This window comes from Pseudonocardia parietis (assembly GCF_017876315.1).
Taxonomy (GTDB): domain Bacteria; phylum Actinomycetota; class Actinomycetes; order Mycobacteriales; family Pseudonocardiaceae; genus Pseudonocardia; species Pseudonocardia parietis.
In genome coordinates this window covers 4,514,946-4,529,552 of record NZ_JAGINU010000001.1, presented here as the reverse complement: position 1 = coordinate 4,529,552, position 14,607 = coordinate 4,514,946, and the positions used below count along the sequence as shown (strand labels likewise).

General features: G+C 74.4%; 11 protein-coding genes and 2 pseudogenes. 1 reads left to right on the top strand and 12 read right to left on the bottom strand.

From position 1 onward, the window contains the following. Window position 1: 1 nt before the first annotated feature. Complete coding sequence (tal, locus tag JOF36_RS21435; RefSeq protein ID WP_210030089.1) at window positions 2–1,111, bottom strand: transaldolase; 1,110 nt, start codon at window positions 1,109–1,111, stop codon at window positions 2–4. A 31-nt stretch (window positions 1,112–1,142) separates the two neighbouring features. After that, a complete protein-coding gene (gene tkt, locus JOF36_RS21430; protein ID WP_210036049.1) occupies window positions 1,143–3,254 on the bottom strand; it encodes a transketolase in 2,112 nt (703 codons plus the stop codon). A 508-nt stretch (window positions 3,255–3,762) separates the two neighbouring features. Between tkt and JOF36_RS21425 the strand changes: the two genes are divergently transcribed. Next, the gene (locus tag JOF36_RS21425) at window positions 3,763–4,653 is read left to right on the top strand and encodes a heme o synthase (RefSeq protein WP_210036048.1); all 891 of its coding nucleotides are present in this window, start codon (window positions 3,763–3,765) and stop codon (window positions 4,651–4,653) included. Between the two features lie 9 nt (window positions 4,654–4,662). On the opposite strand, the gene JOF36_RS21420 is transcribed toward JOF36_RS21425, so the two are convergent. The 10 genes and pseudogenes from JOF36_RS21420 to JOF36_RS21380 form a co-directional block, all read right to left on the bottom strand. Continuing rightward, window positions 4,663–5,277 (bottom strand): amidase family protein, encoded by a 615-nt coding sequence (locus tag JOF36_RS21420; RefSeq protein WP_210036046.1) that lies wholly within the window; start codon window positions 5,275–5,277, stop codon window positions 4,663–4,665. A gap of 165 nt (window positions 5,278–5,442) precedes the next feature. Further along, a pseudogene (locus JOF36_RS41435) lies at window positions 5,443–5,496 on the bottom strand (hypothetical protein); the annotation flags it as partial. Window positions 5,497–5,518: 22 nt separating this feature from the next. After that, window positions 5,519–5,713 (bottom strand): annotated as a pseudogene (locus JOF36_RS41430) (amidase family protein); the annotation flags it as partial. 239 nt (window positions 5,714–5,952) lie between these two features. Next, window positions 5,953–8,016 carry a S9 family peptidase gene (locus JOF36_RS21410; protein WP_210030080.1) on the bottom strand — a complete coding sequence of 688 codons (2,064 nt, stop codon included), beginning with the start codon at window positions 8,014–8,016 and terminating at the stop codon, window positions 5,953–5,955. A gap of 109 nt (window positions 8,017–8,125) precedes the next feature. Next, window positions 8,126–9,097, bottom strand: a complete 972-nt coding sequence (locus JOF36_RS21405; protein WP_210030078.1) for a quinone oxidoreductase family protein — start codon at window positions 9,095–9,097, stop codon at window positions 8,126–8,128. A 133-nt stretch (window positions 9,098–9,230) separates the two neighbouring features. Continuing rightward, a complete protein-coding gene (locus tag JOF36_RS21400) occupies window positions 9,231–10,079 on the bottom strand; it encodes an ABC transporter permease (protein ID WP_210030076.1) in 849 nt (282 codons plus the stop codon). Continuing rightward, the gene (locus JOF36_RS21395) at window positions 10,076–11,035 is read right to left on the bottom strand and encodes an ABC transporter ATP-binding protein (RefSeq protein ID WP_210030075.1); all 960 of its coding nucleotides are present in this window, start codon (window positions 11,033–11,035) and stop codon (window positions 10,076–10,078) included. Before JOF36_RS21395 ends, JOF36_RS21400 begins: the two co-directional genes overlap by 4 nt. Next, window positions 11,032–12,060: a LolA family protein gene (locus JOF36_RS21390; protein WP_210030073.1), complete on the bottom strand. Its 1,029-nt coding sequence runs from the start codon at window positions 12,058–12,060 to the stop codon at window positions 11,032–11,034. Before JOF36_RS21390 ends, JOF36_RS21395 begins: the two co-directional genes overlap by 4 nt. A gap of 275 nt (window positions 12,061–12,335) precedes the next feature. Continuing rightward, entirely contained in the window at window positions 12,336–13,325 is a 990-nt protein-coding gene (locus tag JOF36_RS21385; RefSeq protein ID WP_307862507.1) for a COX15/CtaA family protein, read from the bottom strand. Between the two features lie 26 nt (window positions 13,326–13,351). After that, window positions 13,352–14,515, bottom strand: coding sequence for a DUF418 domain-containing protein (locus JOF36_RS21380; protein ID WP_210030071.1), 1,164 nt, complete (start codon window positions 14,513–14,515; stop codon window positions 13,352–13,354). Between the last annotated feature and the right edge of the window lie 92 nt (window positions 14,516–14,607).

Sequence of the window (14,607 nt, the reverse complement as noted above, 5' to 3'; positions counted from 1 at the left end):
ACTACTTGGTGGCCTCGAGCTGCTGGCGGACGGTGTCCTGCAGCTCGGTCCAGGACTTCGCGAACTTGTCGACGCCCTCGGACTCCAGCACGCGGTAGACCTCGTCGAGGTCGATCCCGACCCCCTCGAGGTCGGTGAAGACCTGCTGGGCGGCGCCGGCGGTGTCGGTGACCTTGTCGCCGGTGACCTCACCGTGGTCGGCGAAGGCCTCCAGGGTCTTCTCCGGCATCGTGTTGACGGTGTTGTCCACGACCAGCTCGGAGACGTACAGCGTGTCCGGGTAGTCCGGGTTCTTGACCCCGGTCGAGGCCCACAGCGGCCGCTGGGCGTTGGCGCCCTTGGCCTTGAGCGCGTCCCACCGGGCACCGGAGAACGCGGCCCGGTACGCGGCGTAGGCCAGGCGGGAGTTGGCGATCGCCGCCTTGCCGCGCAGGCCCATGGCCTCGTCGCCGCCGGTCGCCTCCAGCCGCTTGTCGACCTCGGAGTCCACACGGGACACGAAGAACGAGCCGACGGAGTGGATCCGGGACAGCTCCTGCCCGTTCCCCACGGCCTGCTCGAGGCCGGTGAGGTAGGCGTCCATGACCGCCTTGTACCGCTCCACCGAGAAGATCAGCGTGACGTTGACGCTGATGCCCTCCGCGGTGGCCCGGGTGATGGCGGGCAGGCCCGCCTCGGTGGCCGGGATCTTGACCAGCAGGTTCGGCCGGTCGACGGACTTCCAGAGGTCCTGTGCCTGGGCGACGGTCTGCTCGGTGTCGTGCGCCAGGCCCGGGTCGACCTCGAGCGAGACCCGGCCGTCGACACCGTTCGTGTTCTCCCAGGTACCGGAGAACACGTCGCAGGCCTGCTGCACGTCGGCGACGGTGATCTCGCGGATCGCCGTGTCGACGTCCGCGCCGCGGGCGGCGAGCTCGCGGACCTGGTCGTCGTAGGCGGCACCGTCGGCCAGCGCGCCGGCGAAGATCGTCGGGTTCGTGGTGACGCCGACGACGTGCCGGTCGCGGATCAGGCCGGCGAGGTTGCCGCTGTTCAGGCGCTCACGGGAGAGGTCGTCCAGCCAGATGGACACCCCTGCCGCGGACAGTGCGGCAAGTCGATCGTTGCTCATGGTTCTCTCCTTGCGATCGGGTGCCGACGGTTCAGGCGGACGTCCGTGCCGCGGCGAGGGACTCCCGCGCGGCGGCGGCGACGGTCGCACCGGTGAACCCGAACTTCTCGAACAGCGTGGCCTGGTCGGCGCTGGCGCCGAAGTGCTCGATCGAGACCGAGCGTCCGGCGTCACCCACGAGGCGGTGCCACGGCATCGCGATGCCGGCCTCGACCGAGACCCGGGCCTTCACCGCGGCCGGCAGCACCGACTCGCGGTAGGCGGCGTCCTGGGCGTCGAACCACTCGACACACGGCATCGACACCACCCGGACGCCGACGCCCTCGGCCTCGAGCGTCGCGCGCGCCTGCACCGCGAGGTGCAGCTCGGAACCGGTCGCGACCAGGATCACCTGCGGCACGCCGGAGGAGGCCTCCTCCAGGACGTAACCGCCCCGGGCGACGCCCTCGGCGGAGGTGCCGGTCAGGGTCGGCACGTTCTGCCGGGTCAGCGCGAAGCCGACCGGGCCGCCGTCCGGCCGCTCCAGCGCCGTCCTCCAGGCGTAGGTGGTCTCGTTGGCGTCGCCGGGCCGCACGACCGAGAGGCCCGGGATGCCGCGCAGCGCGGCGAGGTGCTCGATCGGCTGGTGGGTCGGGCCGTCCTCGCCGAGGCCGATCGAGTCGTGGGTCCACACATAGATCGGGTTGGTCTTCATCAGGGCGGCCAGCCGCACGGCCGGGCGCATGTAGTCGGAGAAGACCAGGAAGGTGCCGCCGTAGGCGCGGGTCGGCCCGTGCAGCGCGATGCCGTTGAGCACGGCACCCATCGCGTGCTCGCGGACACCGAAGTGCAGCGTGCGGCCGTACGGGGTGGCGTTCCACATCCCCGTGGTGGCGGACTTCGGGCCGAACGAGTCGGCACCCTTCATCGAGGTGTTGTTCGACTCGGCCAGGTCGGCCGAGCCACCCCACAGCTCGGGCAGGACGTCGGCGAGGGCCGCCAGCACCGCGCCGGAGGCCTTGCGGGTGGCTATGCCCTTCTCGTCGGCGTCGAAGTGCGGGAGCGAGTCCGCCCAGCCCTCGGGCAGCCGCTTCGCGAGGAGCCGGTCGAGCAGCCGCTTGCGCTGCGGCTCGCGCTGGGCCCACTCGTCGAAGGTGCCCTGCCAGGTGTCGTGCGCGGCGCGGGAACGGTCGCCGACCGAGCGGGTGTGCTTGAGGACGTCGTCGTCGACCTCGAACTGCTGGTCCGGGTCGAAGCCCAGGACCTTCTTGACCTCGCGCACCTCCTCGTCGCCGAGGGCGGAGCCGTGCGCGGCGCCGGTGTTCATCTTGTTCGGCGCCGGGTAGCCGATCACGGTCCGCAGCACGACGATCGACGGGCGCGCGGTCTCGGCCCGCGCCGCCTCGAGGGCCGCGAGGATGCCGGTGACGTTCTCGCCGCCGTCGACGACCTGGACGTGCCAGCCGTAGGCCTCGTAGCGCTTGGCGGTGTCCTCGTTGAGGGCGATGTTGGTGTCGTCCTCGATGGAGATCTCGTTCGCGTCGTAGATCACCGTGAGGTTGCCCAGCTCCTGGCGGCCCGCCAGCGACGACGCCTCGGAGGTGACGCCCTCCTCGATGTCGCCGTCCGAGGCGATCACGTAGATCTGGTGGTCGAACGGCGAGGCGCCCTCGGGGGCGTCCGGGTCGAACAGGCCACGCTCGCGCCGGGCGGCGATCGCCATGCCGACCGCGGAGGACAGGCCCTGGCCCAGCGGGCCGGTGGTCATCTCGACGCCGCGGGTGTGGCCGAACTCCGGGTGGCCCGGGGTCAGCGAACCCCACTTGCGCAGCTGCTCCAGGTCCTCGCGCTCCAGGCCGTAGCCGGCGAGGTACAGCTGGATGTAGAGGGTCAGGCTGGAGTGCCCGGCGGAGAGCACGAACCGGTCGCGGCCCATCCAGTCCGGGGCGGCCGGGTCGTGCCGCATGACCCGCTGGAACAGCGTGTACGCCAGCGGGGCCAGGCTCATCGCGGTGCCGGGGTGTCCGCTGCCGCACTTCTGGACCGCGTCCGCGGCGAGTACGCGGATCGTGTCCACGGCCCTGCGGTCCAGGTCGGTCCAGTCGTCGGGCACGTGCGCGCGGGTGAGCGCAGCGACGGCGCTGTCCCCGGCGTGGGGGGACATGGCGGTGTCGGACAAAGCGATGACTCCTGTACTCGCGTCGGCAGGTGAACCTCGGCCGGGGGGTCGGCCGGCAGGTGCCCGCGGTGGGGCGTCTGCTGCCTCGTGGTGGCGGCACCGTCGCCGCCCCGGCCATCGTCCACCCTACTGCGCGGGCCTGTCGCCTGCGGGGATGCCGCCCGGCCCGGTGGGAGCCCCGGGGGCCCGGCACGGGTGTACCCCGCCGCCCCGGAGTGCACGCGACCGGGCTAACATCGACGCGCTGTAGAACTACGGGGCCGCCGCCACGGCGGCGCAGGAACCCGAACTGCCGAGCCGAGCGAGGTACGAACAGGTGAGCGCAGCCGCGTCGCGCCGGAGCCGGGCGGTGCCGACCGCTCGGCCGGGATGGACGGAGGCGTCCGCGACGGCCGGCGCCGGAGCCGTCGGGACCCCGCCGGTCTCCCCGGAGCCGTCGGTGCCCGCTGTCGACGTCCCGGAAGTGGTGGCCCCCGTGGCCCCCGTGGGCCGGATGGATCGCGTCCGCGCGACCCTCGGGGCCTACCTGGGGCTCACCAAGACCCGGATCATCGAGCAGCTGCTCGTGGTCACCGTGCCCGCCATGTTCCTCGCCCAGCGGGGCGTCCCGTCGCTGTGGCTGATCGCCGCGACCCTGGTCGGCGGGGCGATGGCCGCGGCCGCGGCGCACGCGCTGAACTGCGTGGCCGACGCCGACATCGACAAGAAGATGAAGCGGACCGCGCGCCGTCCGCTGGCGAGGGGACAGGTCCCCACCAGCCACGCGCTCGTGTTCGGTCTGGTCCTCGCGGCGCTGAGCTCGGCCTGGCTGGGCCTCACGACGAACTGGCTCGCGGCCGTGCTCTCGCTGGCCGCGATCGCCTTCTACGTGCTCGTCTACACGTTGCTGCTCAAGCGGCGGACCTCGCAGAACATCGTCTGGGGCGGTGCCGCGGGCTGCATGCCGGTGGTGATCGGCTGGGCGGCGGTGACCGGCACCGTCGAATGGCCCGCGCTGGTCATGTTCGGCGTGATCTTCTTCTGGACCCCGCCGCACTTCTGGGCGCTGGCGATGCGCTACCGCGAGGACTACGCGGCGGCCGGCGTCCCGATGCTGCCGGTCGTCGCCCCGGCGGCCGCGGTGTCGATCCGGATCGTGGTCTACAGCTGGGTGATGGTGGCCTGGAGCCTGCTCCTGCTGCCGGCGACGTCGTGGGTGTACCTGGCGGTCGCGCTGCTCGGCGGTGCCTACTTCATCTTCCGGGCGCACCGGCTGCACTCCGAGGTCAAGGCGGGCGGCGAGGTCGCGCCGATGCCGCTGTTCCACCTGTCGAACCTGTACCTGTGCGTGCTGTTCGCGGCCATCGCCGTCGACGCCGCGCTGGGGCTGCCGGTCCTGTTCTGACCGGGCCGCTCACCGGGGTACGGCGACCCCGGTGACCGGTTGGTGGCGTTCCAGCAGTGTGAGCAGCCGGTGGTCCTCGCCGGGGCGGGCGACGATCTGGAGCCCGACCGGGCACCCGTCCGGCCCGAACCCGGCCGGGACCGACACCGCCGGGTGCCCGGACAGGTTGAACGCCCAGGTCAGTGCGACGTTCATCCGGCCACCGGGGCCGTCGTGCCCGTGCGGACCGTCCGGCGTCGCCGGGGTCAGGAGCAGGTCCACCCGCTCGAACAGCTCCCGGAGCGCGCGGTCGTTCGCCCTGCGCAGCGCGTTCGCCGCCCGCAGCGAGGCGGCGGACGCGCCGGGCCTGCGCAGCGCCGCCCACGCCGGTGCCGGGTCACGCAGCCGGACCGGGACCTCGATCTCGTCGAGACCGGTGCGCGAGACCCACCGCCGCGCCGCCGACCGGGCGATCGTGACCACGGCGGGATCCAGATCGGCTCCGGCGAACCCGAGATCCGGTGACCACGCGGCCGTGCCGGGACCGGTCCACCCGGGCTCAGGATCGGCGCACCGGCACCCGAGCTCGGCCCATCTTTGCCCGGGATCGCCGACAGCACCGACATCGCGGTTGCGGTCGTGCATGGCCGGGCGGCGCGCCGAGCCCCGCGTAGCGGCTGCGGGGCCACACGGCCGCGGGACGAGGGTGCTGCTCGCGCCGGTCACCGCGGCCAGCCACAGCAGCAGCAGCGCCGGGTCGCGCACCAGGACCCCGGGTGTCGCGAGGCCGGTCGGGTCGGTCCCCGGGACGAGTCCGGTGGTCGGCTTGTACCCGAGCACCCCGCACCAGGCCGCCGGGGTCCGTACGGACCCCGGCGCCGTCCGAGCCGGTCGCGAGCGGCACGATCCCCGCCGCGACGGCCGCCGCCGACCCCGCCGACGACCCGCTCGGGGAGCGGTCGGCGCGCCACGGGTTCCGGGTCGGGCCGCGGTCGGTCCAGCCCCACGTCTGGTGACCGGCGCCCCGCGGCACCGACGTCGCACCGATTGGGACCGCACCCGCGGCGAGCAGCCGGCGCACCGCCGGCGTCCGGATCCCGCGCGTCCCCTTCACAGCCACCGGCAGCCCGGCCGGCGCCTCGTGGGTTCCGGGTCCGCACGGGCCTGCCCGCGATCCGACCTCGTGCGCAGGCCACGATCCGGTGTGCACCGTGCCGGGCCCGTCGCCGTCGTACGTCGCGACGAAGGCTCGTAGCCACCCGTCGAGACGGTCGCGGCGGGCCCGGGCCTCGGCCACGGCGTCGGGTCCGCGCGCGGCGTTCACCGCAGCAGCTCGGGCGTCTCCCACTCCGCGCCCAGCACGTGGGTCGCCAGGAACGCGTGCACGGTCTCGTACCAGAGCTTCGCGTGGTTCGGCGTGAGCACCCAGTGGTTCTCGTCCGGGAAGTACAGGAACCGGTGCGGGTTCGACGCCGGGTCCGGCTGCCGCGACACGAGGTCCCACCACAGCCGCAGGCCGTCACCGATCGGTACCCGGTAGTCCTTGTCGCCGTGGATGACCAGCATCGGCGTGACGATCGCGTCGGCGTGCCGGTGCGGGCTGTTCTCCCGGGCCATCTCCGGCGTCATCTCGGTCAGCCAGTAGTCGGCGTGGTCGGTCGTCGGGCCGAACTGGTCGAGCGCCCACAGGCTCGCGTGCGTGACGATCGCGGCGAACCGGTCGGTGTGCCCGGCGACCCAGTTCGCCATGTAGCCGCCGAACGAGCCGCCCATCGCCGCGGTCCGGTTCCGGTCGATGTCGGGCCGGGCGACGGCGGCGTCGGTGATCGCCATCAGGTCCTCGTAGGGCGGGCCGCCCCACCGCCCCCAGCCCCGCTGGACGAAGTCCTGCCCGTAGCCGGTGGACAGCGCCGGGTCGGGCAGCAGGACGGCATGGCCGCGGGCCGCCATCAGCCACGGGTTCCACCGCCAGGACCAGGCGTTCCAGCTGTTCAGCGGCCCACCGTGGATCCACAGCAGCAGCGGCGCGGGAGTCTCGGGATCGGCGCCGGTGGGGAGCACGAGCCAGGCGCGGACCCGGGTGCCGTCGGCGGTGGTGGTCTCGATCTCGGTGAGGGTGCCGGGCAGCTCCGGCGCCGCGGCCGGGCCGGGCAGGTACTCGGGCTGCGCGCCGCCGGCACGGGCGTCCACCCGGACCGGGGCGGGGGCGGCGTCGTAGGCGTTGCGCAGCGCGTAGACCCAGCGGCCGTCCGGGCTCGGGACCGGGTCGGTGTAGGAGCCGTGGTCGGCGGTGAGCCGCACGACCCGGTCGCCGCCGGCGGTGTCGGCAGCAGGGTCGTGGTCGGATCCGGGGGCGTGGTCGGAGCCGAGGTCGATCCGGAAGAGCGGGCCGCGGCCGTCCTCGTCGGCGGTGACGATCAGCGCCGAGGAGTCGGCGGTCCACCGCACCGACGACGGCCACCGGTCCCATGCCTCGGCGACCGGGCGGGCCACGCCCCCGCCGAGCGGGACGAGTACGAGGTCGATGCGCGGGGCGACGTGCGGCGTGGACAGCCGCTCCCGTGCCACGACGACGGTGCGCCCGTCCGGGCTGATCCGCGGGTCGCCGTACTCGTGACCGTCGTCGAACAGCAGGTCGCGGTGCGCTCCGGTGGCGACGTCGATCGCGACGATCCCCGGGCGCCACGTGCCGTGCCCGTGCGTCCGGTGCCATCCGGTGACCACGGTCGCCCCGTCCGGGGAGACGTCGAACCCGGTCTCGTCGAGCGCCCGGCCCGGCGCGGGGGTGAGGTCGGTCCAGCCGTCGCCGTCCTGCACCAGCAGCCGGTTCTCGGCCGGTCCGAGGTCGTGGTCCCAGTGCCGCACCGGGTAGCCGGTGTGCAGGATCGCGGTCACCTTCGCCTCGGTCCGTGCGGTGCGGCGCTTCTCGTCGTCGTCCCCGGTCACGGCGCCCGGCAGCGTCGGCGACGACGCGACGACCGTCCCCGACTCCCGGCCCACGCCGACGTCGTCGATCCCGCCCGGGCGACTGCCCGCCGGGCGTGCCTCGCCACCGCCGGCGGGTAGCAGCCACAACGCGGCCGGGGGCTCGGTGTCCGACGACGCGTCCGGGTCCGGGCGCGCCGAGCGGAACAGCAGGTCGCCGTCCGGCGTGAACACCGGCCCCGACTCGCCGGCCGCGCCCCGGGTCAGCCGCCGGGCCGGCGCCGTCCCGGCCGGATCGACCTCCCACAGCGCGGTGCGGTACCGGGTGGCGTCGGCGTCCGGCTCGGCGACGGCGGTGATCAGCCGCGTTCCGTCGGGGGACAGCGCGAGGCCGCTGAGACGGGGTAGTGCGATGTAGGCGTCGAGGTCGTGGAACGGGGTCTTCGGGGCGTCGTCCATCGGCACCCCGGGTTCATAGCATCCCCGCACCGCAGATGCGCCCCGTCGAGTGTCACGTTGTGGTTCCCGGTGGCGCCACAACGTGACACTCGACGGCCTGGCGCGGGCTTCAGGGTTGGAGGAGCAGCTTGCCGGTCGTCCGGCGGCCCTGCAGGTCCTCGTGCGCGGTGCGGGCTCCGTCGAGGGGGTAGCGGTGCCCGATCCGGACGTCCAGGCGTCCGCCGGCGACCTCGCCGTAGACCGCGGCGGCCTTCTCCCGCAACGACGCGGTGGTGTCGATGAAGTCGAACAGCTTCGGCCGGGTCAGGTACACCGAGCCGGCCGAGTTGAGCCGCTGGGGGTCGACCGCGGGCACGGGGCCGGACGCCGCGCCGTAGAGCACCAGTGTCCCGCGCTTGCGCAGCGACGCCAGGCTGGCGTCGAACGTCGTCCGCCCGACGGCGTCGAAGGCCGCGTGCACGCCCTCGCCGCCGGTGAGCTCCCGGACCGCGGCCGCGAGGTCGTCCACCTGCGTGTAGTCGATCACCTCGGCGGCGCCGGCGCCACGGGCGAGCTCCGCCTTCTCCGCGCTCGACGTCGTCGCGATCACCCGGGCCCCCTTCGCGGTCGCCAGCTGGGTGAGCAACAGCCCGACCCCACCCGCCGCGGCGTGCACGAGCACGGTCTCGCCGCCGGTCAGCGGGACGCTGTCGTTGACCAGGAAGTGCGCGGTCATGCCCTGCAGCAGGGCGCCGACGGCGGCATCGTCGGCGACGCCGTCGGGCACCGGCACGGCCTTCTCCCAGGGCACCGCGACCTGCTCGGCGTAGCTGCCCAGCGTCTCGGCCCAGGCGATCCGGTCACCGACCGCGACACCGTCGACACCGGTGCCGAGTGCGGTGACCCGCCCGGTGCCCTCCAATCCCGGGACGTAGGGCGTGTCCATCGGGTAGATGCCCTCGCGCTGGTAGGTGTCGATGTAGTTGACACCCGCCGCCGCGACCTCGACGAGCACCTCGCCCGGCCCCGGCGCGGGGGCGTCGACCTCGGCGACCTCCAGCACGTCCGGCCCGCCGGCCTTGGTCACCCGTACCGCACGCATGGTCCTCCTCGTTCGACTGCAGCGACGTGATCATGCCCGCAGTATTGATGCTCGCTCCGCAAGCCTCTCACCGGGGCCGATGTTCGTTCCGCAAGCCTCTCTCACGCGCCGATGTTCGTTCCGCAAGCTTCACTCACGCGTCGCGGCGCAGCATCCGGGCCACCAGTACGACCCCGCCGAGAACGAGGTAGCCGGCCGCGACCAGCGCACTGCGGACGAGCTCGGCGTAGGGCAGCGGATCTCGCAGCACGTCCGCCGCCGCGCCCCAGCCGCTGGTGATCAGCCACGGGTGCAGCGGCTCCAGTGCCGGGAGCGCGGCGAGCACCCCGAACAGGATCAGGCCGCCGAGCACCGAGGACAGCACGACCAGCGGGTGGTCGGTCCAGGCGGAGATCGCGAGCGCGACGGCGCCGACCGCGGCGAGCTGCCCCAGCGTCCAGGCCGCGGCGAGGACGATCCGGTACAGCGCCTCGGGCAGCGACAGGGTCGTCCCCGACATCGTGAGGAGCGCGCCGTCGGTGGTGAGCACCACCGGCGGGCCGATCATCAGCCAGCCGGCGACGACCCCGGACAGGGTGACCACCGCGACCGCGACCGCGGCGACCACGAGCACACCGAAGGCCTTCATCGTCACCAGCCGCAGCCGTCCGACCGGGGCCATCAGCAGCCCGCGCAGCGTGCCGTGCTGGCTCTCGCCCGCGATCGCGTCCGCCGCCGCCACCGCGACGACGAGCGGCAGCAGCAGGGTCAGCAGGAGCGACAGCGCGGCGACCGGCAGCGTCAGCCCGTTGCCGGTGACCTCGGAGAGCAGGCTGCGCCGGGGCCGGTCGGCCAGCACGATGCCCAGCGCCATCAGGACGGGCACGGCGCCGAGCAGGACCAGCATCACCCAGGTCCGCGGGCGGCGGAGCACCCAGCGCAGCTCGGCGCCCAGCAGACGGGTCCAGGGAACGGCGCGCGGCGCCGCGGAGGTGGTGCTCACGTCTCGGTGATCCTCGTGAAGAGCGTCTCCAGGTCCGGGCGCTGCCTGCGCAGTCCGTGCACCCGCACATCGGCCCGGACCAGCGCGGCGAACAGCACAGGGCCCTCCGGGCCGTCCTCGACGAGCACACCCGCCCCGTCGGCACGGGCGGTCGCGCCGGTCTCGCGCAGCACCCGCAGCGCCCGGTCGACGTCGGTGGTGGCGATCTCCCAGCCACCCGCGACGGCGTCGAGCAGCTGCCCGAGCTCCCCGGCGGCGAGCAACGTCCCCTGCTTCAGCACGGCCACGTGCGTGCACACCGCCTCCACCTCGGAGAGCAGGTGCGAGGACAGCAGCACCGTCGCGCCGGCCGCCCGCAGCTCCGCCACGATCGCCCGGATCTCCCGCGTCCCGGCCGGGTCGAGCCCGTTGGTCGGCTCGTCCAGCACGACCAGCCGCCGTGGTACCAGCAGCGCCGCGGCCAGCCCGAGGCGCTGCTTCATACCGAGCGAGTAGCCGCGGTAGCGCCGCCCGGCCGCGTCGGCCAACCCGACCCGGTCCAGCGCGGCGTCCACCGCCGGACCCGTCTCGTGGGCGGACAGCCGCGGTTCGAGGTCCGCGGCGCGGCGCAGGTTCTCCCGCCCGGACAGGAACGGATGGAAGCCGGGGCCCTCGACGAGCGCGCCGACGTCCGGCAGCGCGGCGGACAGTCCCGCGGGGACCGGCCGGCCGAGCAGCTCGACGGTGCCGGACGTCGGCCGGGACAGCCCGAGCAGCATCCGGATCAGGGTGGTCTTGCCCGAGCCGTTGGGACCGAGCATCCCGAACACCGACCCGGCCGGGACGTCGAGGTCGATCCCGTCCACCGCGGTGACCCGGCCGAACTCCTTGCGCAGGGCACGGACCCGGGCGGCAGGCGGCTCGGTGCGGACCGGTTCGGTGCCCGCCCCGGTTGCGGTCTCGGTTCCCGTGCTCACCGTTCCAGCGCCGTGCCCAGGACGTCCGGTTCGACGGCGCCCGCGGCGACCCGGCCGTCGTCGGTGAGGATCGCGGACCCGGCGTTCGTGGTGATCGCACGGCCGCTGCCCCACGCCCCGGAGACCGGCGTGCCGAGTGCGGACAGGTCCGGCTGCTGCCCGGCGTCGCCGGTGCGCTCCGGCACGGTCCCGACGACGACGGCGTCCCACCCGTCCCCGACGACCTGCGGGCGCGGCGCATCGGCAGGCTTGCGATGCCCGTCAGCCCGCGCGTCCTTCTCCTCGACCGGGACGCCCGGCGGCGGGGTGAACGTGAACAGCGACGGATCCTGCGGCCCGAACGTGACCTCGTCGAACCCGGCCCGCAGGACGGGTTCGGCGCCCTCACCGAGCACGGTCAGCTCCAGCGGAGTGCGGGTCTGCGCGTCGATCGCGGCCCGGACCTCGCGCAGCACCGTCCGCTCACCGGGCTGCGGGGTCAGTACCAGGGTGTAGGCGGGGCGCCCGGCGACCTCGGTGGTGCCGTCGACGGCGACGACGCTGGTGCCGCGCAGCTTCCCGACGATGTCGCGCGCCGCGGCCTGCGGGTCCTGGCCGGTGCGCTCGTCGCGGTCACCGTCCCGGGACGGGATCCGGGTCGCGGTGCGGTCGGCCGAGTCGTAGGCCCAGGTCACCGTCCCGTCCCGGACGTAGGTGCGTTCGCCGTCCGGCCGGGGCACCGCGAGGCGGCCGCGACCCTCGCCGTCGGACCAGACCCGCGCCGTGGAGGTGCCGTCGGTGAACGAGTCGGCCGGGGCGCCCGGGATCGCGGGCAGCCCCAGCCGGTTGTCGACGGCGACGGTGCCGGCCAGCGCGGCGGGCTCCGCCTCGAGCACGGAGGCGACCAGCTCCTCCGGCGTCACCGGTGGGAGGTCGGGCGCGGCCGAGGCCCGCGCGGTGACGAAGCCGACGGTGAGGGCGACGGCCAGCGCCGCCGCGAGCGCCGCGGCGATCCCACCACGGCGCAACCGAGATCCGGAGGTCATGGTTCCAGAGTGCCGTACCGAGGGCCCGGCGCGCAGGGCGCGGTCGCACCGGTTGCGCGACGCTGCATCTCGGGCCTGACGTCGCACCTCGCCGGGGCCACGCGCCGGGTGCAGCCGGTGCGAGCTCGTCCGGCGGGGTGTGAAGCGCGGGGATCGCAGTGGGGCGTCCCGCGCCGTCGCGCCGTAGGGCTGCTGCCGGGTCGCCGCAGCGGGGGAGTCGCCGCAGCGCGGGATACGTCCGCTACTCGTCAGTCAGGTCAGGTCGGTCGGGTCGGTCAGGTCCGGTCGGCGCCGGCGAGGGGGCGTTCGGCGCCGTTGCCGGAGGTATCGGCGGCCGGGGCGGGGCCCATTGCAGGCCGAGTCGCGGTGGCCGCCCACATCCAGGAGGCGGCCGCGGTGACCAGGCCCGCACCGAGGACGTGCAGCGACACCAGCAGCTCCGGCACCCCGAGCGCGTACTGCACGCCGCCGAGCGCACCCTGCGCGAGCACGACGGCGACCAGCGTCCGGTACCGCCGGTGCAGCGTGGCGGGGGCGTGGACCGCGTGGAACAGGAAACCGATTCCGACGAGGGTGCCGAGGTAGAGGAACAGCGTGTCGACGTGCAGCTGGGTGAGCACCGGGATGTCGACGTCGAGGCGCGGGGTCTCCGGGTCGCCGCCGTGCGGGCCGGCCGCGGTGACCAGGGTCCCGGCGACGAGCAGCACGGACAGCACCGCGGTGGAGAACAGCACCAGCCCGCGCCCGGCGGCGGGGACGGTCCGGGTGACCGGGCCGTCGTGCTCGGTCGCGGCGGTGACCAGCAGTACCGCGAACCACACCAGCACCATCGAGGCGAGGAAGTGCAGCATCACCGTCCACCAGGCCAGCCCGGCGAGCACGGTGATCCCGCCGATCACCGCCTGGGCGACGACGCCGAGCGGCATCGCCAGCGCCAGCCCGGTCAGCCGGCGTCGCCGCGGGCGGGTGTACAGGGCGGCGAGCATGGCCGCGCCTGCGGTGAGGACCACCAGGACCCCGAGCAGCCGGTTGCCGAACTCGATCCACATGTGCAGCGGCGCGATCTCGGCGTGCGAGACCGGCACCATGCTGCCCGGCTCGCACTGCGGCCAGGTCGAGCAGCCGAGACCCGATCCGGTCACCCGTACGACCGAGCCGGTCACCCCGATGCCGATCTGCGCGATCAGGTTCGCGATTGCCAGCCGGCGCATCAGCAGCGGCGGGGTGGACGGCACGCGGGCCAGCAGACCGGACGAGGTTGTCACACTACGGATGGTAGAAGAACGGTTCGCTACCGCTGCTCGCGGTGCACCAGCCGGCGCATCAGATGGTCCAGCGGCCCGGGCCGGCCCGCGGCGCCGAGCCGGTCGGCGAGCAGCAGCGACACCGACCAGACCGCGGCCGCCACCAGCAGCGCGCCGGCACTCCCGACGTGCTCGCCCAGGCCGCCCAGGTCCGGGTGCAGCACCGCGGCCACGAGCACCGAGTTGAGCAGGTAGAAGGTCAGCGAGCGCCGGCCCATGGCGGACGCGGCCCGGGTCAGCGGCCCGGGCGCGGCCTGCAGCCGGATGCTCAGCAGTGCGAACGCCGCCGCGTACCCGGCACCGCCGGCGACACCGGTGAGCACTTGCAGGCCCAGGACGAGACCGCCGGTCAGGGCGCCGGGGGCGAGCACCCCGGTCACGGTCAGGGCCGCGGGAACCGCGCCCAGCACGGACACGCCGATGCCGCCGGCCGCGATCCGGGTGAGCAACCCGCGGTGCGCGGCCGGGTCGTCGAGCAGGTCGGCCCGGGCGGCCCGGTAGCCGAGCACGACCAGCAGGAACAGTGGGAAGCCGACGGCGAGGAACAGCGGCGTGACCGGTGCCCCGAAGATCCGCCCGAGCCAGTCGGCCGAGGTGGTGTACCCGGCGGGCGGCAGCGGCGCCGTGCCGCCTGCGGTCGAAATCCACAGCCCGATCATCGTGAGCGGGACGGTCAGCACGTAGGCGGCGGTGAACCAGACGGCCGCCCGGGTGACCGTCCGGTCCGGGCGGAACAGCAGCCACCCGGTGACGAGGGTGGCGAGCCCGTAGGAGGTGAGGATCTCGCCCGGGTACACGAGGATCGCGTGCACGGCGCCGAACAGCAGCAGGTACAGGCCCCGCCGGCGCAGCAGGCGGCGGGCCTGCCCCTCGTCGGCCCCACGGGAGCGCCGGCCGGCCACCGTCCACGCCAGCCCGTAACCGAACAGCACCGCGAACATCGGGAACGCACGGTTGTCGAGGAACAGCGTGCTCAGGACGGAGGCGACCCGGTCGTGGGGCGGGGCGGCCGAGACGTCGGTACCGAACTGGGCCCCGGCGTAGGTGCCCGCGTAGGCCATCGCGATGAGCAGCAGCATCACGCCGCGGGACAGGTCCGGGGCGAGCTTGCGTCCGGTGCCGGCGTCCGGGGCGGTGTCGTGCGTCGGCATGCGGGTGGGCCCTCCCGGTGGGTACGCGGAGTGGCGGAGCGGCCACCCGTGGCCCACAGGATCGCGTGTGCCGGGGGTGAGCGAGAACCACC